Source organism: Paenibacillus dokdonensis, from assembly GCF_004916975.1.
Lineage (GTDB): Bacteria > Bacillota > Bacilli > Paenibacillales > Paenibacillaceae > Paenibacillus_AQ > Paenibacillus_AQ dokdonensis.
In genome coordinates this window covers 180,378-202,877 of record NZ_STGQ01000003.1, presented here as the reverse complement: position 1 = coordinate 202,877, position 22,500 = coordinate 180,378, and the positions used below count along the sequence as shown (strand labels likewise).

The following is a 22,500-nucleotide window of genomic DNA, read 5'->3' as shown; positions in this document are numbered from 1 at the left end:
GTCTCCGTTCGGTCAGGAATATTGGTGGCGGAAGTCTTGCGGCGTTAGTCCGTAATGCTCCTTGAACAGCTTGATGAAATATTGCGGTTTGTGGTAGCCGATCGCCGAGGCGACGTCGCTGACTTTGAGTTCCGGCTGCTCAATAAGCATTTCCCGCGCCCGCTGCATACGCATCTTGTACATATACTCGCTGACATTCTCTTTTGTCTTGTTCTTAAACAGGGAGGACAGGTACGCCGGATGCAGGCCGACATGATCGGCTGCTGTCTGCAGCGTGGCGTCGGCGATTCGATCGGTGATGAACTGCCGGACCTTGCGGATGAGCACCGCCTGCTCGTTGTTCCATTCACTCTTGGTCATCTCCCGCAACCGGTCGAGCGTATGTAAGACCCAGTCCTGCAGTTGACGCATATGGCGGAAACGGCTCGCATCGCCGGCCTTATCCGACTCTGCCGGAATGATGTCATGCAGGCTGAGCCCGTTTTTGTGGGCAAAAAAGCTGAATGCGCCCATGGCATGATAATACAGCTCCAGAAGCGTCTCGCGCGACTCCATCCGTTTGTCTGTCACCTCCTGGAAAATGGCGTCCCACTTGGCTGAAATAGCCTCCCACTGGCCGATCTCGAACAGCTGGATCAACGGGGGGGATTCGTAAAGACTGTGGATGCGGTATGGTAAATCGGGCGCGACGGCGTCCTGCAGACCAATGAACAGATCCGTTTCGCCGCCGAGATGACGGGCGAACACGGCCAGCGAGTCTTGGTATGTTCCGCGCAAACCATGCCCCATCACATGCCAATGGCTCACGACGATCGAGATGCTGCTTTTGAGAAAATGCTTGACGTGACGCTGCAGTCTGGATGCCAGATGCTCGAAAGACTGCTGCCGTGCACGCTCCGGCTGCGGTTCCCGTTCCAGCCACGACGCCTCCCTAGCCTTGAGAATGAAGATTTCATGTTCGAATGGATCACGACCGCGCCAAACGTAGAACAGATCCGAGAACGTCTCTTCCGCGATATTGACGACGGCGGAGGCAAGCAGTGATTGGTCCTGCCAGTTCAATTCCTCCGCTGACGATTCGATGCGAATGACGCACATCGCCGTTTCGTCGCTTGGACGAAACGGCATCTGATAATAGGCGAGTTTCTCTTCGAGCAGCTCAGTCGAAAGCTTCCGTCCTTGCAGCAGATCCATGAGCAGCTTCTCGCGCAGCAGAGGCATATGCTCATGTAGCAAGCGCATGGCCTTCTCCTGCTTGCCCCGCTCGTCCCATTCAAGTTGGAGGTCTTGCGTCAGGCGTTGCAGCATGCACGCCAGTTCCCCATGATCAACTGGTTTGAGCAGGTAGCCGTCCACCTGCTGACGGATTGCCTCCTGCGCGTAGTCCCATTCGCCGTAACCGGAGAGCAGGATGCTTTTGAAGTGCTTGTCATACTTTTTGATATGCTCAATCAGCTCAAGTCCGGAGATGCCGGGCATGCGGATATCGGTGATGACGATATCGACGGGATAGCTTTTGCAGTATTCGAGCGCCTCCTCGCCGGAGAAAGCCTTGTGAACCTTGCCGATGCCGAGCGTTTCCCACGGCATATTACGCTCGAGACTGTCCACGAGGTGAGCGTGATCGTCGACGATAAGCAGCTCATACATATTTGACACCTCCCAGATCGGTCTTCGGCTTATTGAGGACTGGCGCCTCTACGGTGGCGGAGGCGCGTTCCCGATCTTTATAAAAATATAGAATTATCAGTTCACCACGAAATGGATCATTTCAATTGTAATCGCAAGTATATGAGACTTCTATAACGCGATCTGACTTTTTTAGGATATCAGAAAGTAATCATCCTCAAAGCATAACATCCTAGTATCGCAAGAAAAACTTCCGCTTAAACGGTCTGTCTTTTCTTTGAGGTGCGTTAATAGGCGTTTTTCTTAGGAAGGCACGCCGCGACGTTCTCTTTTGTTGATATATTCTATACATTTCAGCGAAGCTGTACCATTCTATCTTTCATTAAAACTTACAATGGGGGCTTTACTCTATCGGCGATCTCTCTCGCTCTCAGGATGGCCTTGATTTCGTTATTGCCGACGCCCGCGTTTATTGAATGCTGCGGTACCAGGGCAACCGCGAGAGGGGAGCCTCGACTTCCAGCTCGGTCGGACCGATGACCACGCTTCCGTCATCGCCCTGCCATCGACCCTCGGGAAAGACGACGCGCCTTGACGTTTGGCCTTGGACGACGACCGGCGCGATGAGCAGGTTCGATCCGAGCAGAAATTGGTCCTGTACGAGTTCATAGCCGCATCCGGGATATTCGAACTCCAGGCTGCGCAAAATCGGCAGGCCATCGGCGGCAGCCTGACGGGCGAGCGCGAGCAGTTCGGGACCTAGCTCTGATCTAAGCCGTACGGCGTTCAGGCACCAGGTCAGATCCTCGCCGCGCAGCACGCGCCAGGGGGCCATGGAAAACTGCATGACCGGAAACAGTGCGGCACATTGGGCGTACCGGACAAAAAGCTCGCTGTCGAAACGGAAGTCGGGGGAGTTGATATCACCATCCATGCCGCCGCCGATCATGTCCGGGCAGTTGAATGCGTATCCGAGCAGTCCCTGCACGATCGCGTTCGGAATCAGGCCGCCGAGCCCTCCCGCGTCCCAGGTATGCGTCTTGTCCCGCTGACGCTGGATGAGCGCTTGCCCGCCGAGCTTCCAGCACATGCGCAGCTCGACGAGTGGGTAGCCAACGCCCAGGGACGCATAGGCCTCGCAATCCTCAAGCAAGCGCAGCGGGCGCGACCAGGCGACAGGCTGCGTCGTGTCCGGCGCTCCGGGCAGGATAGGCTCGCCGGCATCGAGCTTGAAGCCGTCGACGCCGTAGTCCGCGGTCAGCCTGTTCATTTGCTGCCTGAACCATGCCACGCCTTTCTCCTTCGTATAGTCCACAACGGCACTGTACCCGTTCCACCAATGTCGAAGCACGGGCGCGCCGTTTTCGCCTTTCATAAGCAGGTCGCTGCCGCGCAGTTCCTTGAACATCGTGCAGTCCGGGCTAATGTAAGGACACATCCAAAGCATCACCTTAAAGCCCATCGGTGTAGCGTATCGACCATCACCCGGGGATCGGGGAAGCGGTGCTTGTCGAAGTCCCAAATGCCGTAGTCTTTCATCCAATTGTCGTCAATGATGAGAATGCCGGGAGGAAGCCCGTTCGCGAGAATCGCCTCGGCGTAGCGTATGATTTTGTCCTGCGTTGGGGCATAGAACATCTCGACCCAGGTGCAGTATTGCGGAGCCGTAAAGGCGAACGCGTCGGGGAGCAGCCCGGAAGGCGGGAAGTGCGTACTGGCGGCATGGCGGTAGGCGCCTTGCAGCGAGTGATGCCCTTCCTCGATGGTGACTTCGCCGGCACTGTCAAAGACGGACAGGCCGTTCTCGTCTATGCGGAAGGCGAACGGATCCTCGCTCCAGATGTACCGCCCCTTACTGGAGAGCAGCAACGGCGTGGCCTGGTTATCGTCCGTCAAGCGTAAGTCCCTCGTATGTGCCGCCTGGCCGAACGGCATGACGCTGCCTTCGTTGATCACACCGCCCCACCAGTATTCGCCGGGTATACGGGAAATTGAGATTTTGGTCATGGCTGAATTCTCCTTGTCGATAGCGGGCACAATTTTGCGGTTTTTATGCCCGAAATCATCTGAATTTTGGTCCTGTTTTTAAAAATGATAGAGTTTATAGGTTTTCAAGCTGAACAATTCTATCATCGCAAGAAAAACTTCACTTAAACGAGGCCTGTCTTCCGTGAATGTGCGTCGATAGGCGTTTTTCTTAAGAGATCAGAAAGAATAAATTTCGGAATCTCTGCTGCCTGATCTCGCAAGAAAAACTTCAGCTAAACGCGGTCTGTCTTCGGTGAGTATACACATCGATAGGCGTTTTTCTTAAGAGATCAGAAAGAATAAATTTCGGAGTCTCTGCTGCCTAATCTCGCAAGAAAAACTTCAACTAAACGCGGTCTGTCTTCTGTGAGTATACACATCGATAGGCGTTTTTCTTATTATGCAGACAACGTCCGCAACTGGGAAGGGGATCTTAAAAATGGGGTTTGAATCTTAAAATCGGGGCATTTAAACCCGAATTTGCCGTGATTTATGATAGTAACGTCAAGAGCTCACGACGACTCGAATCAAACGGGGGAATGATGGTTGCGCAAATTTCCCCGTGTTCCAGCAGCCTGGACATGCTGGCGGAACGTTAAGGCACGACTTATTTCAAAAAAAAACGAGGGGGATTCACGATGAACATCAGAAAAAAATGGGGAATGGCCGCCGCCGGCGCGCTGCTTGCCTCATCGCTGGCACTGGCCGGCTGCGATCAATCGAATGACGGAGGCAAGGCTGCGGACAGCGAGCCTGCCGGCAGCAATCAGAAGAGCGTGACGATTTCCTACGCGATCTGGGACAAAAACCAGCAGCCGGCGATGGAAGCGATCGCCAAAGCGTTTACCGGGCAGCACCCGAATATCGAGGTCAAGATCGACGCCATTCCTTGGGGCGAATATTGGACGAAAATGTCCGCGGCCGCGCCGGCAGGCACGCTGCCCGATGTATTCTGGATGCACGGCGGCCAGTTCATCAAATACGCGTCCGGCCAGTTTCTTGCACCGATCACGGATAAGGTGCAAGCCGGCGAGATTGACCTGAACAACTATGCGTCCAACCTCGGCTCGATCTATACGATGGACGGGCAAAACTACGGCATCCCAAAGGATTTTGATACCATCGGCTTGGCCTATAACAAGGAGTTGTTCGACCAGGCAGGCATAGCGTATCCGAATGATACCTGGGACTATGCCAAGCTGGCGGAGGTCGCGGGGCAGCTCAGCCAGCCGGACAAAGGCATTTACGGCTTCGGCGCCAAGATGGATACCCAGGCCGGCTACTGGAACGATATGCTGGCGAACGGCGGCCATATATTAAACGCCGACATGACCAAGTCCGGGTACGACGAGCCTGCCTCGATCGAGGCGTTAAAGGCCCGTTACCAGATGATCCTCGACAAGGCATCGCCGACGCATCAGCAGATGACCGACACGGATTCGGTCGAAATGTTCAAGTCGGGCAAGCTCGCAATGATTTTTGACGGCTCCTGGGACAACGGCAACCTGGCCAGCAGCGACATCATTAAGGGCAAGTATGACTGGGCGCCGCTGCCGAAGGGCAAGGCGGGGCGCGGCAATATCATTAACGGCCTCGGCAACGTCATGTCCGCAAAGGGCAAGCATAAGGAAGAGTCGTGGCAGTTCCTGAAGTTCCTCGGCTCGAAAGAGGCTGCCGAAATCACGGCCCAAATGGGTGCGGCGATCCCCGCGTTCCAGGGCACCCAAGATGCCTGGGTGAAATCCAAACCGGACCTGAACCTACAGGTGTTCATCGACCAGGCGGCGGACGCAACGCCATACCCGAGCGGTTCGAAGTCTTACCCGGTCTGGTTCGCGAAAGAGGGAGAGATCATGTCCCAGGCATGGGGCGGTGCGATCTCGATTGAGGAAGGCGCCAAAAAAGTGGCGGAAATGATGAATCAGGCGATTGCGGACGCGAAGTAAGCACCGTACGCAAGGTAAAAACGTCGAAGGCGTTCCGGCATCCGGGGCGCCTTCGGCAAATATGAGGTGAAGGCAATGAATTCGAAAAGCAGGTACGCATGGGCTTATTTGATGATCGCTCCGACATTGATCGGAACGTTGGTGTTCTGGAGTTGGCCGGCCGTCTATTCTATCTATCTGGGCTTTCTGAAGTCCGAAAATTTCGGTCTTGTCAGCCATTGGGTCGGCTTGGCCAATTATGAGAGATTGTTCAAGGACGCGGAGTTTTGGCAAAATTTACGGAATACGATGTTTTATGTCGTGCTGTTCGTGCCCGCGACGATCGTGCTTTCCACGCTTTTCGCCGTGCTGCTGAACGCTAAGATCAGAGGCCGGTCCATTTATCGGGTCATTTATTTTCTGCCGCAGGTCACGATGGCGGCCGCAGCTGCCATGGTGTGGGTCATCATATTCGCGCAGGATTACGGACTGCTGAACTCCGTGCTTGGCACTCATATCGCATGGATCTCGGACAAACGGTTCGCGATGTATGCCCTTGTAATGGTCGGCGTATGGGGCTCGATCGGCTTTAACATGCTGTTGATCCTTGCCGGGCTGCAAGGGATTCCGCGTCCTCTGTATGAGGCGGCCGAGATTGACGGCGCCGCCGGTTTCCGCAAGTTCCGCTCCATCACCCTTCCGCTGCTCACGCCGACGTTGTTTTTTACGTCCATCGTGCTCGTCATCGGTGCTACGCAAATCTTCGACAGTATCTATCTGATCATCGGCAAGACGAACGTTGCGCTGCCCGCCGTGCGCTCTCTCGTGTACGCATATTATCAAAATTCGTTTATTTACTACGATCAGAACTATGGAGCGGCCATCGTCAACATCCTGCTGCTGATTAACCTGATTTTGACGGGCATCCAGTTCCTGCTGCAAAAAAAATGGGTGGTTTACGACTAGACCCATGCTTCCGAAGCAAGTTTTGTACGAAGTCATATCAAGGAAGCCATGCTCACAAAACCTTTAGGAGGTACGAAAATGAGCAGCGCTGTCTCTGCCAAGCATAGAAGCAACCTTATTATTCATTTGATTCTGATCGCGGGGGCCGTCGTCATGGTGCTCCCATTCCTCTGGATGGTCCTCACGTCTCTCAAAACAACGACGGAGGCGACCCAGATTCCGATCGCGATTCTGCCTGCGGAGCCCAGCCTTCGAGGCTATATGGACGCGCTCAAGCAATCGCCCTTTCTGCACTACTATGCGAACACGCTGATGGCGGCGTTCATGAAGACAACGTTCCCCGTCATCTTCAGCGCGATGGCAGCCTTCGCGTTCGCACGCATCCGCTTTCCGGGCAGAGGATTATGTTTTTTCCTGATCATCTCGGTCATGATGATCCCGAACCCGGTGTTCTATACGCCGCAATACTTGATGATGAGCAAGCTCGGACTGGTGAATACAGTGACCGCGCTCTGGATCACCTCGCTCGTCAGCCCGTTCGCCACCTTTTTGCTGCGGCAATTTTTCCTGGGCATCTCCAAAGAGTTGGAGGAAGCGGCGGTCCTGGACGGCTGCAATCCGTTTCAGATTTTTATCCATATTATGCTGCCGCTCGTCAAGTCCGCGCTTGTCGCGGTTGTTATCATCCAACTGCTTTGGTCTTGGAATGAGCTGCAGTGGCCGCTCATCATCAACAGCTCCCCGGAGAAGCTGACGCTGTCGGCAGGACTTGCCACGCTCGTCTCCATGTTCGGTACGGATTATCCGGTGTTGATGGCAGGTGCGTTCATGGCCGTTATTCCGATGCTTGTCCTGTTTTTTATTTTCCAGCGGCGGTTTATCGAGGGTGTCGCCTTCAGCGCCAGTAAGGGATAGACGGGCTGCGCCGGAAAGGGGGTGAGGGGCAGGTGCGGCGGGCATGCTCGCCGCTTGCTTCAAATGTGAATCCCATGTGAACAGGAGTGAACGATAGGATGTTAAACGCAAGAATGGCAAGGCACGGATGGAAGATGCTCGTCTTCGTTCTGATCGGCTCGATGCTGCTCATGAATTTCAGGCTCCCGCCTGCCGACGCCTCCGGCGAGTGACAGGCACAAACATACGACCCCAACAAGCCGGGATTGGAGTCGAACCCACTGAAAGGATTTTTGCCCTTCTCCAAGCTGCCGTCGGAAAGCACTGACCCGAACAACAGCTTCCCCCATAGCATGGAATGGTTCTACGTCTCGCTCCGCGATCTGATGACCGGCTGGAACACGTACAATTGGGCGCCGCTGGACGCTTATCTGAATGATATCGCGAGCCGGGGCAACCAGGCGGCCTTCCGCGTCTACGTGGACTATCCGGGACGCACGACGGGCATTCCGCAGTTTCTGATCAGCGGGGGGCTCATGACCCGTGACTACGATCAGAACGGCAATCACGATACGGCCACGCACAGCCTGGCCCCCGATTGGAACGACGCCAATCTCAATTTGGCGCTGCGCCAGTTTGTTGCCGCGCTCGGTGCGCGTTACGACGGCGATCCCCGGATCGGCTTCGTGACGGCGGGGCTGTACGGCTTCTGGGGAGAGTGGCATACCTGGCTTTACAATGACGGCCCGACGAATTGGGAGATGAACCCGGGCAACCAGGATGCGCTGTTGTCCGCATTTAAGAATGCGTTTCACAAGACTCATGTATTGGCTCGATATCCTTATTCCGCGAGCACGGCCGCTTTAAAAAGCTCTTTCGGATACCATGACGATTCCTTCTCTTATGAGACGCTGTTCCAGAATGATTGGGACTTCTGGAGTCTCGTCACCCAGAACGGCCTGCAGAACATCTGGCAGACGCATCCGATCGGAGGCGAGCTTTATCCGCCGCTCCAGCAGGATCCGAGCTTCTGGCAGCATTGGCCGAACCCGAATGGCGAAGATTTCCAGGCCTCGGTCGAGACAACGCACGCCTCCTGGCTCATGTACGATCGAGTGTACAAATCTTCGCTTCCGGACGAGACCGCCTCGGCTAACGCTCTGCGGGCGCATAAAATGCTTGGCTACACGCTGTACAACTCCTCGGTTCAGCTGGCCGACTCTCCGGCATCCTCGCTGCAGGTTGGCGTCAAGCTGCGGAATAAGGGCGTAGCTCCGTTCTATTACAATTGGCCGGTCGAGTTCGGCGTGCTGAGCGCCAATGATACCTGGATCAAGTCACTCGGGACCGCCACCTGGAATCTGGCAAGCGTCCAGCCTGGCGATACGGACTACGCCTTTTCATTCAGCGCGAACCACAACCTGACTCCCGGCGACTACAAGCTGGTCATGCGGGTCGTCAACCCGCTCGCAGGCGGCAAGACGCTTCGTTTCGCGAATACGCGACAGGACGCGAACCGCGATGGCTGGCTGACGCTTACGGGCTTCCGCGTGTCCGAGAGCGCCACGACTTCGACCGTACTGCCGGATCTGCCCGTGACGCCGGGCACACCTTCACCATCCGGCGCTATAGCCTATGAGGCGGAGGCGCCCGGCAACACGCTTGATGGCTCTGCGGTCGTCGCGAGCTGTTCGACCTGCTCCGGCGGGAGCAAGGTCGGATATCTGGGCAACGGCAGCGGTACGCTGCGCTTCAACGGAGTCACGGTGCCATCCACAGGCGACTATACGCTGAAGATCGATTATTTGAACGGCGAAGCTAGCCGCACCGCCGTATTAAGCGTGAACGGCGGTGCGGGCCTACCGCTCAGCTTCCCGAGCTCCGGCGGCTGGGAGACGGTCGCCTCGCTGGAGAAGACCGTGCATCTGAAGGCAGGGTCCAATACACTCCTGTTTACCCAGCCGACGGGATACGCGCCGGATATCGACCGCATCCTTGTGAGCGCAAGTCCGGTCGTCTCGAAGAAGCAATAAACGGGGTACCGCTACATACGTTGGCATCCCGACAAGGCCAAAGACGGCGTGGATAACAGGCGGATCGCCGAAGAAGCCTACACCTATGCGGACTAAGGAATTGGTCGACGCCAGTCGAATTGATTCCCCGCAGGCATAGTACAGATAAGGCAGACGGTCTTGAAGGACCGTCTGCCTTTTTGCATCTACTGCTTATTGCCAACCTTCGCTGCATTATCCGGATGTAGCTCTTCGAATTCGGCCACGGAGTCCGGATTGGTATAAATATAAGGAGAGGCCGGCGGGTTTATCTTTTGGATTCTCGAGGCTTTAATTTGCAGCGTTTCTTTTCCGTTCATCGTCGTTTCCTGAACCGTTCCTTGAATCTCGACCCAGGCATCGTTTGGAAAGGATGAGGCGTTGTTCGCTTGAACCATGACGCCGAACGGAGTCGCATCGGCTGGGCAGCACATCATGAGAAAACGGCTGACGGAGAACAGATCCGCCTGCATGCCTTTTTCCCGGAAAACAAAGCCCTGAAGCGTTATTTTTTTGTTGAGGAACGGTTGCTTGTACATCTGGATGGCACCTATGGTTTCCGAAAAGATGGACGAATCGACTTCAATCGTCGGCAGCAGGTAGAGGCGCTTGGCCAGCTCTGCGAACTCGGCGTTATAGGAGTCTTTGGCAACGAACAGTTCGTTTAGGTTGGGGGATTGAAGCGATGCGGTTTTATCTGGGGGCTTGCGATGAATGTCCGCTTCAGAGAAGGCGTAGTTCATCCCTTTCTTGGCGGCCATATCACTCCCCAGCGCCAGATCGGGCATTAGAAACGCGAATATGAGGGGGATCACGAGCAGTCCATAAATGCCTGTATTCCTGAGAAAACCCGCCGGCAGCGAATGCTCGCAGTCGCATACCTGTTCCGCGCCGCCCGTAATGGCATGCCATGCCATCCCAAACGCAATGAATAGAAGAGGCACCGGGCACAGCAGCAGCAATTTTTGCAAGTGGGGAACCAAATAATAATGTAAGGAGCCTTTTTCATTCAAATGCATGATGTAAAACGATAAAGCGGCAAGCCAGGATGCTCGGAAGAGATAGTGGAAACGGGATTTGAAGGCTAATGTCATGAATTCTCAATTCCTTTCCATAGAGATGGGGTGGATCAGAAAATCGGCGGCGGCCGAACCGATGAAAACCAGAACGACGAGCAGCAGACAAAGCCATATCACAAATTTGAACCTGAAGGCGCCGAGCATCATCAGCAAGCTTTTGAAATCGAGCATAGGCCCCAGAACCAGGAACGATAGAAGCGGACCGGCCGAAAAGGAATGCATGAAGGCGGAAGCGACAAAGGCATCGGAAGTGGAACATAGGGATAACATGAATGCCAGTCCCATCATGAACAAGTAAGAAGTGATCGGGCCGCTTCCAAGTGCGAGCAGTTCTTGGTGGGGAATCAGGGATTGGATGCAGGCGGTCACGAAAGCGCCCAGAACCAGATACTTGCTCATGTCGATCAATTCGTTCCCTGCATGGACGAAAAAGCTCGTCCAGGTTTGGGTGGAGTGATGATGATGGTCATGGTGATGGGAGCCTGCGGGTTCGGACGGCGAGTGGTCATGCTGCAAGGGCTGCTTTAACGGATTTTTCGGATAGAACGCGTATACGATCAGTCCGATCGATACCGACACCGCCATGGCCAGTCCCATACGGGCCAGCGTAATCTCGGGATGCGAACGGAATGCGACCAGGGTGGCCGCGAATACGATCGGATTAAGGATCGGTCCGCTGAGGATGAAGGTCACCGCGATGTAAGCCGGCATTCCTTTTAGCATTAGTCTGCGCACGACCGGAATCATGCCGCATTCGCATATGGGCAGTATGAGCCCGAGCGTAGAACCCATAAGCACGCCGAGCACCGGATTTTTGGGATTGAGGCGTCGTATCCACTCATCCTTGATTAAAATCTGAAGCAGGGACGATAGAAGGACGCCCAGGAGCAGAAAGGGAAACGCCTCCAGAAAGATGCCGATGAAGAGCGTTTTGATCTGCTGCAGCTGCGGATTTGAGAGAAGCCTGGTTTGGCTATGAAATGATACTACCAAGGCAGGAATGAGAAAGATGACGGGAAAGAGTAGGGGCAGGATTTTGTAGACATTAGAAACTTTCATCAAGCACCTCCGGTGATAGAGTCGTAGTTTATACTCAATTCTATGCCCGGAGATTCAACAAATGACGCCTTGCCCGAAAATTAATCGAAATGATTACGAATAAAAAGCGCACATTGCCGGAGCAGGCATATGCGCTTTTTGAAGTCAGGCAAGGATACCAACATGTCTAACATGATACGAAGTGATTTACAACTGCATCCATTTTTCTTTGAAAAAGAGTGAAAAAACACGGACCGTGATGATCTTGAGCATCATATAGACCGGAATGATAATAATCATCGCAATGATTCCCCCGATATTGCCGGCGGCTAGCACAAGGATTACGGTTGTTAAAGGGTGTATGTCCAGCTTTTTGCCGAATACGTAAGGGGCGATCAGGTTATCTTGAACCTGCTGGGCAACGAGAATAATAACAAGCGACCATAGGGCTGTAGCCGGCGATTGTGTCAGTCCGACGATGAGAATCGGCACCGAAGAAAGGATGGCTCCGATAAAGGGAATAAAGTTTGCAATGACCGATACGGCTGTCAGTAAGAATGCATAGGGCAGACCAATGATCAGGAAGCCGATATACATCAAGACGCCCAATGAAATATTCACAATGACTCGTCCGACAATAAATCCGCTTAACATACGGTCAATGCTTGAGATAATCTCGCGGGAATCTTTCTGATAACGGATCGGCGTTGCGCGTACAAGTAATTCTCCGAACCTTTCTCCTTCCTTGAGCATGAAGAACAGAAGGATTGGAAAAGTGAACAGAATGATCGCAAAATTAGATATAAAAGAAAATAATCCCCCTACATAATTCGATAAGAAAGAAAAACCTTTATTTAAGTAATCCGTGATCGTAGAGGGGCCATGGTTATCAGCGGACGAAAACCATGATGAGAGAAACCCGTTTTTCTCCAGCGCATTGATCTGTTCACCGACGGCATTCAGAAGATTGGGGATATTATCAAGGAAACTTGTCAATTGTCCGTAAAGCAAAGGCCATTGGCTAAAAATGAACCAAACCAGGGCTGCGGAGAAAATCATATAAATAATCAAAATCGCAAGAGTCCGGTTGACCTTATATTTGCCCATGAGTTGAACCAGCGGTCTAAGCAGATAGTAAAAAAATACGGATAGAAGCAGCGGGATCGCTACAACCTGAACGAGCACGATGAACGGTCGAAATACAAAACCTACCTTGTAAACGAGAAAGATGATCAAGAGCAGCAAAGCGATGAACATTCCAAAGCGCAATGCTTTGTTTGTTGTGAACAAATCATTTCCCTCCAATGTATAAAAACTCCCCGGCTTGATACGATGATAGGTTATCCTGTCTTAGGCCTAAATCTACAGTAGCCAGTTAAAGATGCTTTCTGCCTTTTTACGTCAAGTTTGGGACGGCGTTTCATTTTTATGTTGTTCGAATGAGATAAGGCAGACATGAATGGCATTTTTTTGCTGAGCGGGCGGGCATAACGGAAGAGGGGTTTTTGAATCATGGCGGGAGGTCCTCTTTAAAATGGAAGCGTGGTCGGCAGAAAAGGGTTCATGCCGATGATAGTCAAAGGGATTGGTCGACGCCAGCCGAATCGATTCCCCGCAGGCATAGAATAGATAAGGCAGCGGTCTTGAAGGACCGTCTGCCCTTTTGAATCTACTGCTTATTGCCAACCTCGCTGCATAATCCGAATGCCGCTCATCGAATTCGGCCACAGAGTCCGGATTGGTATAAATATAAGGAGAGGCCGGCGGGTTTATCTTTTGGATTCTCGAGGCTTTAATTTGCAGCGTTTCTTTTCCGTTCATCGTTGTTTCCTGAACCGTTCCTTGAATCTCGACCCAAGCATCGTTTGTAAAAGAGGTGGCGTTGTTCGCTTGAACCATGAAGCCGAACGGAGTCGCACCGGCTGGGCAGCACATCATGAGAAAACGGCTGACGGAGAACAGATCCGCCTGCATGCCTTTTTCCCGGAAAACAAAGCCTTGGAGCGTTATTTTTTTGTTGAGGAACGGTTGCTTGTACATCGGGATGGCACCAATGGTTTCCGAAAAGACGCGATCTTCCAGACCGCTTGGATCAGTTATAGGCTATATCGATCAATCGGTAAACTCCATTCCCACGCCGTATGCTTGCACCAAATATGTTATTCTACCATTAAACCCATAATGCAGAAGATGACAAGGAGGAATGAACGAATGAACGAAGCTTTTAACGCGGATACGGAAGACAGCAGAAGGTTGCTCCTGGTTCAGGCAGAAGCCGCACTAACAGCCGCACTTGAGCAGTATGATTTAAATGAAAAAGATATTGATTTTATCCAAGTTTCTGAGCATGTGACGTATAAAATTAAAGACGAAACAGGATGTTCTTATCTGCTGCGCATTCATCCAGGTATGGCATCTTCGAGAGAAATCGCCTCGGAAATGGAATGGCTCGAATATTTGTCCGAGAAGCGGGGCCTGGTGGTTCCGACAGGAGTTGTGAACCGTGAAGGTTCTTATGTAACTGAGGTGGAAACAGAACGCGGACGCGTCTGGCAGGTTTCGGTTCTGCGCTGGATCGAAGGAGAGCACGAAGAAGGGAATTACAGCGATCGGCAAATCCGGCAGATGGGTGTCCTGCTGGCGCAGATGCATCAAGCAGCCCGTTCGTTTCAGCCCCCGGTGGGATTTATTCGTCCAACCTGGGGAACAGAGATATTCGAGAAGGAAACGGCAAGGCTTAAAAAGCACTATCGAAGCTTCCTGACAGTGGAAGAATTCAGTCTGTATGAGCAGGCTGCGGGGAAAATCACAGACCATATGTCCGCAATGCAGAGGAATGAGGAAAGTTTTGGTATGATTCATGCTGATTTCCATGGAGGAAATTTGGTGTTCAAAGACAGCGACCCTTATCCAATTGATTTTGGACGCTGTGGTTTCGGTCATTATTCGTATGATCTGGCCCAGGCTTTCTTAGGGTTGTACCCAGGTCAGCGCCAGATATTTCTTGAGGGTTACGAAAGCTTTTTACCGCTCCTTGCAGATACGGATGGCATACATACGCTGGAAACCTTTTTTATCAAGTCGCTGATCGAAAATCAGAGCTATCATGCCCCGCATCCATGGGAAGCAGCGGAGCTGCGGGAGAGCAAACCTTACAGCTTGGCATTAATCCGTCATTATTTGGATGCGAAGCCTTTTCTGTTCAATGGCATTCCCGTTTAAGGAGGGACACATGATGGGGACTTTGAAGGAGGGAGCTGTTGCGCTGGTTACCGGCAGCTCCAGCGGTTTTGGAATGCTGACATGCATTGAGCTGGCCTTGCGGGGGTTCGTCGTTATCGCAGGCATACGGAGAATGGAGACGCAGGCCAAGCTGATGGAAGCGGCGGAGCAGGCAGGAGTAAGTGCAAGTATTCATACAACCCAGCTGGATGTAACGAACGATGCTGAGGTGCAGCAGGCAGCGGCATATATTTGGAATCAATATGGACGTTTGGATGTGCTCATTAACAATGCGGGGACCGCATATGGGGGCTTTATCGAGGAGGTGCCTGCCGAGGTCTGGGTGGAACAGATGAATACGAATTTTCATGGAATGGTACATGTCACGCAGGCGGTACTTCCTTTGATGCGGAAACAGGGCAAGGGCCGGATCATTCAGGTGAGCAGCATCAGTGGCCGCATCGGGTTTCCGGGCTACGGCCCTTATGCATCTTCAAAATTCGCACTGGAAGGCTTCAGTGAATGTCTTGCGCTGGAGGTCAAGCCTTTTGGCATCGATGTGGTCATCGTTGAACCGGGGGCTTATGGTACACCGATCTGGGATAAGGGTTTTACGCAGATGAGCACAACCTCGGGTTCTCCCTATCAGAGGATGCTGGACAAAGTGCTTGCCTTCTCCCGTAAAAGCGCACAACAAGGAGGCAACCCAAAAGAGGTCGCCAGGATGGTTGCTCATATTGCCTGCATAGAGCGCCCGTCATTCCGGTACGCGCTGCCCCGAAGCACAAGGCTTACGATCGGAGCCAAGGCGTTGATGCCGGCGCGATTGTTCCAGAGGCTCCTGGCATCCGTCCTTGAGCGGTCCTAGCTGTTTTTACGGGATGACGGGGCGTGAAGCGTCCCAAGAAGCTGTCCCATCCGCATCTGATCTCCAGGCTTCAGGTCTGGGCGCGGAGTAAAGATTCCGTCCTGGATCAGAAGCACAACGGTCGAGCCAAATTCAAAATAAGCCAAGTCATCGCCATTGTTCCATTGTGTTACGCTTTCGTCATTATAACGAATGCTGCTCACATTCATGGCGCCTACCTTCACTACCGCGACTTCGCCGTATTCCCCAGCGATATAAGTAATCAGCCGTTCGTTGCGGCACAGAACCGACTTCATTTGCGTCATACCAAACTCATTGACCGGATAGGCGCGTCCCTTGATATGCTCGCTTTCCGTGCGCACGCCGGTGATCGGGGAATGAATGCGGTGGTAATCGGTGGGACTAAGGTATAACACAAATACATATCCGTGCTTGTACAGCTCCAAATGAGGAGAGAAGTTTAGCAGCTCCGCAACAGAATAGTCCTGTCCTTTTACATTCAGAATGGTCCCGGCGTTGATGTCGCCCATCGCAGTAATTTTGGCATCTACCGGGCTTGTCAGCACGTCCCGTCCATCTTCAACAGGACGCATGCCCGGCTTGAGACGTCTTGAGAAAAACTCGTTCAGGGTCCGGTATTCATGGATCTCTTTTTCCGCTTCATGGGCGGGGATTTGATAGCTTTTTATAAAAACAGGGATGACTCCCCGGCTGAGTCTGCTGTGAGAGAAGCTTCCCATCAATGCAGAAAGCCACTTTCTCGAGGAGAGCTCTGTCATCAGCCTTAAAAATTCTTTTGCCATGCTTTATCTCCCTTCGGATGATGCTGCGTCGATCTATAGAGTTAACGTTCACAGCCGTCTTTTGGTTGCGAAAAAAGATGTGGCCGGAATCGATTTTTGCAAAATGCTGCTATTTGAACACTCTGAAATATATTGACATAGAAAGTCATTTTAAGCAATAACGATAGGTAAGTGACAAATCCGCCGATTATTTTCCTATTGCCAACAAACAGGAAGTTGGTGTATTTTGGAACCAGGATACGGATGCCTTTGTCTGCACATTTTTTGTGAAGGTTCATCTGTTACATATGGAATACGGGGGCTTGAGTTGAATCAGGCTGAGATTGCAGCTGTTATCCGCTGCTGACCGGGTATCTGAACTGGATAATGCCAGCGTAGAGAATTCACGTTAAGACCCCTCCGGGGCTTATTTGACCGTCTCTCTTTGCATATCCAGGCGGTTTTTTTTAATGCCTATTTTTGTAAAAAGGAGAGGGAGATGTACGATGAACAACGCATTAATTACCGAAAAAAGAAGGGGACTCCGCTTGAGCGATCTGCTGGTAACCATTCTCCTATCGCTTGTGATCGGTGTAGTGTACCATTTCTGGAGCTCTGTGTATGATCTGTTTAAACCGCTGTTTTTCCAGGCGGATGAATTGGTGTATGGTGTTTGGTTTCTCGCACCAACGCTCGCGATGCTTCTGATCCGTAAACCTGGAGTCGCGATACTTGCAGAGGTTGCTGCAGCCCATGTGGAGATCATGTTCGGCAGCGAATGGGGTATTCAGCTGGTGCTGTACAGTGTAGTGCAGGGGCTTGCCGCAGAGCTGATCTTCGCCCTGCTGCGCTACCGCAGCTTCCGGCTGGGTACGGCTGTATTCGCAGGTGCAGCGGCAGCGCTGGGCTCCTTATTAGTCGATGTATATTATGGGTATGTTACGGATTACACGCTTTGGATGATGATGTTTAAATATGCGCTGCGGATCATCAGTTCAGCCGTGCTTGCAGGATATCTGGCGTTTGCGCTGGCAAAGGCTCTTGAGGCTACCGGCGTAACGCAGCTTCTGCGGCCGGTGACAAAACGGGATTACGAAGCACTTGACCATGATTGAGAACAGCGCGGACGCGCAAAACGAGGAAGCCATTGCCGCAGCGGTTACCGGACTAAGGCTTAAATTTCCGGATGAGCGCAGCTTTGTATTTAAGGATTTGTCTCTTTCAATCCTCAGAGGGGAGAAGGTTCTGCTGCTTGGCCCCAGCGGCTGCGGCAAATCGACTCTGCTGCAGGTGTTGGGAGGACTGATCCCGCATGTGATTGAAGTGCCGCTAAGAGCGGAGGAAATTGTGGTCCCGAGGTCCAGAGGGTATGTATTTCAGGACCCGGACACCCAGTTTTGCATGCCGTATGTGGACGAAGAACTGGCTTTCGTTCTGGAGAACCGCGGTATAAAGCGGGAGCTTATGATCCCGCAGATGCGGAAGGTCCTTGCTGCGGTCGGTTTGCTGCTGGATGAGCTTCATGTACCGGTGGACAGCCTGTCCCAAGGAATGAAGCAGCGGTTGGCATTGGCGTCTGTCCTGCTGTTAGAGCCTGAGGTTATTTTTCTGGATGAGCCATCTGCACTCCTCGACCCTGATGGCCGGGAGCAGATGTGGGAGGCTGTGTGGCGCGCGGCGGAAGGACGTACGTTGATTGTGGTGGAACATCGTATTGAAGAGATGGCGGACCGGGTGGATCGGATCATATTGTTTGCTCCAGACGGAAGCATCATTGGTGACGGAAGCCCGGAATGGATATTCCGTAACTTCCGAAAAGAGCTGCAGCAGTATGGAATCTGGTATCCGGGTGTATGGGAGGACTTCTTCCGAATTCTGGAGATGAGGCAGACGGAGCAAAGATCGATGATGCCTGGTCAACAAGATCCACTTCTGGCTTTGCGCCAATTTACAGGCTTTCGTGCGGATCATCCGGTGATTGAGGTGCAGGCAGCAGAGATCTATCCTGGTGATTTTATCGCTGTTACTGGCCCGAACGGAGCGGGGAAAAGCTCGCTTCTGCTGAGTCTGATGTGCCTTCTGCGTTTCAGCGGGCATTATAGGCTATGCGGAGAGCTGATGCCGGAAACAGCCGGTGCAAGGAGAAAAGAGCGAAAGAAGGCAGGTCCCCCTTCAGATCGGATCGGATATGTATTCCAAAACCCGGAGTTTCAGTTTGTAGCCGAAACCGTAATGGATGAGATCGGATTTTCCATGAAGACGCGGGAATATGCGAGTTCAGAGCAGGTTGATGAAAAGACTCGAGACTTTCTTCATTCCTTTCATTTGGTGGGTTTGGAACATCGCCATCCCTATCAGCTTTCCACCGGTCAGAAGCGGAGATTAAGCATGGCCGCAGCCGTTGTATGCGGACAGTCAATCCTGCTGCTGGATGAGCCTACCTTTGGCCAGGATGCCAGAAACACATTTGCAATTCTGAATTACTGCATGGAGATGCAGGCGGAAGGCGCGGCGATTGTCATGGTAACACATGAGGAGGGAATCGCCCGGCATATCGCCTCTCGTGTCTGGGAAGTGCGGAATGGCGTGCTTAAGGAAGGGACGCCCGCTGGCCGGGAGCAGCCAGAAATGAGGGTGGGGACATGATTGAGCTGCTGACTCCTACTCGATCGACGATTTTGCAGCATGCCAATCCTGCCGTAAAGCTCGCTCTATTTGTCGCACTGTTCTTCGTCACAGTGCAGACACGAAACATAGATTTCGCAATGGATCAGGCTATTGTCTATACGCTTCTCCTATTTATTCTTGGCGGTTTTCCGTTACGGAAAACGCTGCTGCTTGTCATTCCGTTCTTCCTGCTGTTTGTTTCTTCTTCCATCACCATGGTTCTGTTTGGGAAGGGAGATACCCTGTGGTGGCAGTGGGGACTGCTGCGCATTACCGAAGAGAGCTTTTACAGAGGCATGCACCTGGGCTTCCGGTCGATTGCCTTTGCGGCGGAAGGGCTGCTGTTTGTCAGTACGACCTCTTCCGTAAGACTTTTCTATGCACTGATGCAAAGCTTCAAGCTAGCTCCGAAATTTGCATACAGCTTTATGGCTTCCATCCGGCTGCTGCCGATGGTGTGGGAGGAGTTTCTGAACCGAAGGCAAGCACTTCAGGTGCGAGGGGCACGGGTAAAAGGGAAGGGAATGAAAGGATTAGCAGAGCATATCCGCCTGTACGCCGTACCGCTCCTGTCCCAGAGCATCCGCCGCGCACACCGGGTTGCCGTCGCAATGGAAGCCAAGCAATTTGACGGGAAAGGTCCAAGAACATACTTCTATCCCTCAAAAATATCCTGGATGGACGGAATTTCGATTATCCTGCTTGTCATTGCTCCCTGCTTGGCTTATATGGCTTCTCTAAGTTTTCAGTGGTTTGGCATTGCGGATGTCCGCTATCACCCCTGATTCTTTGTGGACGGGGCGATATGGACATCAGCGACCGAGCAAATACCGGGCATAGGCCATGGGCTGACGGTAGGTCTCCTTCCAGAGCTCGTTCAAACCAGCCTTACAGAAGCCATACCGCTGATCACGTCCGTTGCATTCGATAAAATAAGGTTTTCCTGCAGTTGAGAGACCGATATCCAGCCCGAAATCTGCTGCATAGGGAAGATGCAGTTCCAGTTTTTCGGCAACCTGCAATGCAAGCTTCCGCACGTTGGCAATGACTGCTTCAGCTGAAAGACCGGGAAGGCTTTCGCTAAGGACGGTTTCAACACGCAGAGCTTTCCCGCCCTGGGCAACATTGGAGACAAAGGTACGCGAGGAAGCAGCCTTGGCATACATGCCTGTAATATTCCAGCTTCCGCTTATTCCACGCTGCACGGAAACGCGCAGATCATACGGCCGGTCTCTGAATTCCGCCAAGGCAATGCGTTCCTGCACGAGGTAAGGAACCTGAGAAACGCGGATTCGGAGCACTGCAGGGAGCTTCTTCTGGCGTAATGTGACTGTCCTCCAGCCATAGGATCTTCCGCTTGGCGAATAGGTAAGCTCCCAGTCTGAACCAGCATGATGCAGCCGTAGTATGCCGCGGCCGATGCTGCCTGCGCATGGCTTCATAATAATATCATCATAATGCCGCATCATTTCCGAAATGGAAGAGGATGTGGCATTTTTGGTTTCAGGGAGATAAGGCGACAGGGCTGGATCATTTTTGAGCAGCTGATGTATTTCATCTTTTCCGTAGCGGTTAAAGCCGTTAAAAATAACATATCCCTGACCCAAAAGGGCATTGATTTTATGTTGAGAACCCGCATCCAGGTAGATAGCCCGGTTATGAATAACGCGCGGAATAGGTATGCGGACGAGAGTATAGATGTTATCTCTTAGTAAATAGGCGGTGCATTCACCGCTGTCCATATCGATATCCTGAAGCCGGATGTAGCATGGAAGCAGTCCGTAAATGCGGGCGGCTTCCTCGTAGTTGGCAAGGGATTCCTGCCCGGTCCTTCCATGCGGAATGCCCCGGTGCATGGCCGCATTCAGTAGAATTCCGACATGAGAAAACCACACATTTCTCCCCTCCTACATTCAATTAGATAGCCTTCATCGTCCAAAATAATCATTTTAAGCATTGTCATGTGGCGTTTCATTCCTTTGGTTGTATAGTCTATGCGGAATGCATCGTACCAGTAATGGACGTTTGTCCGTTCGTATTCCGCCTATTTTTTATGACGGATAACCCTATTTGTCACCCGAGTACCCTAGTTCTGTATAGGCTAGAGTATGAGAAGGTAATTTTTTTCTGATTTCTCATGAAAGGAACTGCTTACTGGACAGGAGGTGAACAGCCGTTGCAAAAGATAAAAGCCGCTGTGGTAACACCAGGTACATTTTTTATTCCTTCAGGCCGAAGCAGCTCGGTTGAACGGGTCGTAGAGCAGATGATTCCACGTGTGCCTGAAGGCTTTGACATCCGGATCTACGGATTGCAGGAACCAGACCATCCAGTGATCGGGAGCCTCGACGGAGGAATACAGGTATACCGTCTGCCGGGCGGAGCCCGCTACGCTTCCGGAATAATCCGTTCTTTGAAGGAATGGAAACCTCGGATCATCGATGTGCAAAACCGTCCATTTCTCGCCAGCCGGATTAAGCAGGCTATACCTGACGCGAAGGTCGTCATATTCATTCATTCACTGACATATATTTCTCCACCTCATGCCGATCACCGGAACGCCGAACGTATTTTGCAGTCTGTGGATCGGATTGTTGTGAATAGTGTGTACCTGGAAAAAGAGCTTGGTGCGCGTTATCCCAACCTGAAGAATAAAATCAGCGTCAATCCTCTTGGCGTAAACCTGCCTGATTTTATACCGCGCTATAATCCCCATTCCGAGGCTTTGCGTGAATCCAAGCTGATGGACAGGGGATGGCAGGGGAGACGCATCGTAATGTATGCCGGAAGATTATTGCCGATCAAAGGGGTGCATCATGTGCTTACCGCCCTTCCGAAACTGATTCAGGCTGTGCCGGATGTCATGCTGCTTATCGTGGGAAGTCCATTTTACGGCTCTAGCCGCCGGACTCCTTACGAAGCGCATTTGCATGATTTAGCCGAGCCTTATCTAAATCATGTCACGTTCATTCCCTTTATCGCCCATCCGGCTATTTCATACTGGTACCATCTGGCAGATATTGTTGTTGTTCCATCCGCAGAAGGGGAGGCTTTTGGATTGGTCAATGTGGAGGCTATGGCTTCTGCTGTGCCTGTCGTCGCCTCCGATGCAGGAGGAATTCCGGAAATTGTGGAGGATGGAGTCAGCGGGGTTTTGCTGCCGCAGGTTTCCCTTGATAGTGAACTGGCACCCGAGCTAATCCGTCTCTTGAGTGATGAACAGCTACGCCGCTCTTTAGGGCAGGCTGGCCGCTTGCGGGTTGCACAGTCTTTTCAATGGAAGCATACGGCAGAGCGCTGGCATGAAATGATGCAAAAGCTGGTTTTACAGTGACAAAGGCCTATTCTGAC

Annotated in this window: 18 protein-coding genes and 1 pseudogene; 10 read left to right on the top strand and 9 right to left on the bottom strand. The window is 52.3% G+C overall.

The window, feature by feature from the left end; all coding sequences use genetic code 11:
• Positions 1-12 precede the first annotated feature (12 nt).
• From E6W40_RS25355 to E6W40_RS30405, 3 genes and pseudogenes are all read right to left on the bottom strand, one after another.
• The gene (locus E6W40_RS25355) at positions 13-1,650 is read right to left on the bottom strand and encodes a response regulator (RefSeq protein ID WP_136608408.1); all 1,638 of its coding nucleotides are present in this window, start codon (positions 1,648-1,650) and stop codon (positions 13-15) included.
• A gap of 448 nt (positions 1,651-2,098) precedes the next feature.
• Positions 2,099-2,464 carry an alpha-amylase family protein gene (locus E6W40_RS30410; protein ID WP_342774745.1) on the bottom strand — a complete coding sequence of 122 codons (366 nt, stop codon included), beginning with the start codon at positions 2,462-2,464 and terminating at the stop codon, positions 2,099-2,101.
• Between the two features lie 417 nt (positions 2,465-2,881).
• Positions 2,882-3,267 (bottom strand): annotated as a pseudogene (locus tag E6W40_RS30405) (TIM-barrel domain-containing protein); the annotation flags it as partial.
• Between the two features lie 1,028 nt (positions 3,268-4,295).
• On the opposite strand from E6W40_RS30405, the gene E6W40_RS25345 reads away from it, so the two are divergent.
• The 4 genes from E6W40_RS25345 to E6W40_RS25330 all read left to right on the top strand — a co-directional run bounded on the left by E6W40_RS25345 (position 4,296) and on the right by E6W40_RS25330 (position 9,475).
• Positions 4,296-5,603: an ABC transporter substrate-binding protein gene (locus E6W40_RS25345; protein WP_246073187.1), complete on the top strand. Its 1,308-nt coding sequence runs from the start codon at positions 4,296-4,298 to the stop codon at positions 5,601-5,603.
• A 75-nt stretch (positions 5,604-5,678) separates the two neighbouring features.
• Positions 5,679-6,548, top strand: a complete 870-nt coding sequence (locus tag E6W40_RS25340) for a carbohydrate ABC transporter permease (RefSeq protein ID WP_136608407.1) — start codon at positions 5,679-5,681, stop codon at positions 6,546-6,548.
• 78 nt (positions 6,549-6,626) lie between these two features.
• Complete coding sequence (locus E6W40_RS25335) at positions 6,627-7,463, top strand: carbohydrate ABC transporter permease (protein WP_136608406.1); 837 nt, start codon at positions 6,627-6,629, stop codon at positions 7,461-7,463.
• Between the two features lie 245 nt (positions 7,464-7,708).
• The gene (locus E6W40_RS25330) at positions 7,709-9,475 is read left to right on the top strand and encodes a DUF4832 domain-containing protein (RefSeq protein WP_136608405.1); all 1,767 of its coding nucleotides are present in this window, start codon (positions 7,709-7,711) and stop codon (positions 9,473-9,475) included.
• Positions 9,476-9,660: 185 nt separating this feature from the next.
• On the opposite strand, the gene E6W40_RS25325 is transcribed toward E6W40_RS25330, so the two are convergent.
• The 4 genes from E6W40_RS25325 to E6W40_RS25310 all read right to left on the bottom strand — a co-directional run bounded on the left by E6W40_RS25325 (position 9,661) and on the right by E6W40_RS25310 (position 13,692).
• Positions 9,661-10,587, bottom strand: a complete 927-nt coding sequence (locus E6W40_RS25325; RefSeq protein ID WP_136608404.1) for a TIGR03943 family putative permease subunit — start codon at positions 10,585-10,587, stop codon at positions 9,661-9,663.
• A 6-nt stretch (positions 10,588-10,593) separates the two neighbouring features.
• Complete coding sequence (locus tag E6W40_RS25320) at positions 10,594-11,631, bottom strand: permease (RefSeq protein ID WP_136608403.1); 1,038 nt, start codon at positions 11,629-11,631, stop codon at positions 10,594-10,596.
• 186 nt (positions 11,632-11,817) lie between these two features.
• Positions 11,818-12,900 carry an AI-2E family transporter gene (locus E6W40_RS25315; protein WP_246073186.1) on the bottom strand — a complete coding sequence of 361 codons (1,083 nt, stop codon included), beginning with the start codon at positions 12,898-12,900 and terminating at the stop codon, positions 11,818-11,820.
• Positions 12,901-13,011: 111 nt separating this feature from the next.
• On the bottom strand, positions 13,012-13,692 hold the full coding sequence (locus E6W40_RS25310) for a TIGR03943 family putative permease subunit (RefSeq protein ID WP_281281524.1): 681 nt from the start codon (positions 13,690-13,692) through the stop codon (positions 13,012-13,014).
• A gap of 129 nt (positions 13,693-13,821) precedes the next feature.
• Here E6W40_RS25310 and E6W40_RS25305 point away from each other — a divergent pair, with 129 nt between their 5' ends.
• Positions 13,822-14,832 carry a phosphotransferase enzyme family protein gene (locus E6W40_RS25305; protein WP_168929049.1) on the top strand — a complete coding sequence of 337 codons (1,011 nt, stop codon included), beginning with the start codon at positions 13,822-13,824 and terminating at the stop codon, positions 14,830-14,832.
• 10 nt (positions 14,833-14,842) lie between these two features.
• Positions 14,843-15,700, top strand: coding sequence for an SDR family oxidoreductase (locus E6W40_RS25300; protein ID WP_246073184.1), 858 nt, complete (start codon positions 14,843-14,845; stop codon positions 15,698-15,700).
• Here the strand turns inward: E6W40_RS25300 and asd are convergent.
• Positions 15,697-16,503: an archaetidylserine decarboxylase gene (asd, locus tag E6W40_RS25295; protein ID WP_136608399.1), complete on the bottom strand. Its 807-nt coding sequence runs from the start codon at positions 16,501-16,503 to the stop codon at positions 15,697-15,699. The two genes, E6W40_RS25300 and asd, sit on opposite strands and share 4 nt — an antisense overlap.
• Positions 16,504-16,988: 485 nt before the next feature.
• Between asd and E6W40_RS25290 the strand changes: the two genes are divergently transcribed.
• Genes E6W40_RS25290 through E6W40_RS25280 form a run of 3 tightly spaced genes read left to right on the top strand, consistent with a single transcriptional unit; the run spans position 16,989 to position 19,934 of the window.
• A complete protein-coding gene (locus E6W40_RS25290; RefSeq protein WP_136608398.1) occupies positions 16,989-17,597 on the top strand; it encodes an ECF transporter S component in 609 nt (202 codons plus the stop codon).
• Positions 17,590-19,128 (top strand): ABC transporter ATP-binding protein, encoded by a 1,539-nt coding sequence (locus E6W40_RS25285; protein WP_136608397.1) that lies wholly within the window; start codon positions 17,590-17,592, stop codon positions 19,126-19,128. Before E6W40_RS25290 ends, E6W40_RS25285 begins: the two co-directional genes overlap by 8 nt.
• Positions 19,125-19,934, top strand: coding sequence for an energy-coupling factor transporter transmembrane component T family protein (locus E6W40_RS25280; RefSeq protein ID WP_136608396.1), 810 nt, complete (start codon positions 19,125-19,127; stop codon positions 19,932-19,934). Before E6W40_RS25285 ends, E6W40_RS25280 begins: the two co-directional genes overlap by 4 nt.
• 27 nt (positions 19,935-19,961) lie before the next feature.
• Here E6W40_RS25280 and E6W40_RS25275 read toward each other — a convergent pair whose 3' ends face one another.
• Positions 19,962-21,044 (bottom strand): YheC/YheD family endospore coat-associated protein, encoded by a 1,083-nt coding sequence (locus E6W40_RS25275; protein WP_136608395.1) that lies wholly within the window; start codon positions 21,042-21,044, stop codon positions 19,962-19,964.
• Between the two features lie 281 nt (positions 21,045-21,325).
• On the opposite strand from E6W40_RS25275, the gene E6W40_RS25270 reads away from it, so the two are divergent.
• Complete coding sequence (locus E6W40_RS25270) at positions 21,326-22,483, top strand: glycosyltransferase family 4 protein (protein WP_136608394.1); 1,158 nt, start codon at positions 21,326-21,328, stop codon at positions 22,481-22,483.
• Positions 22,484-22,500: the final 17 nt, after the last annotated feature.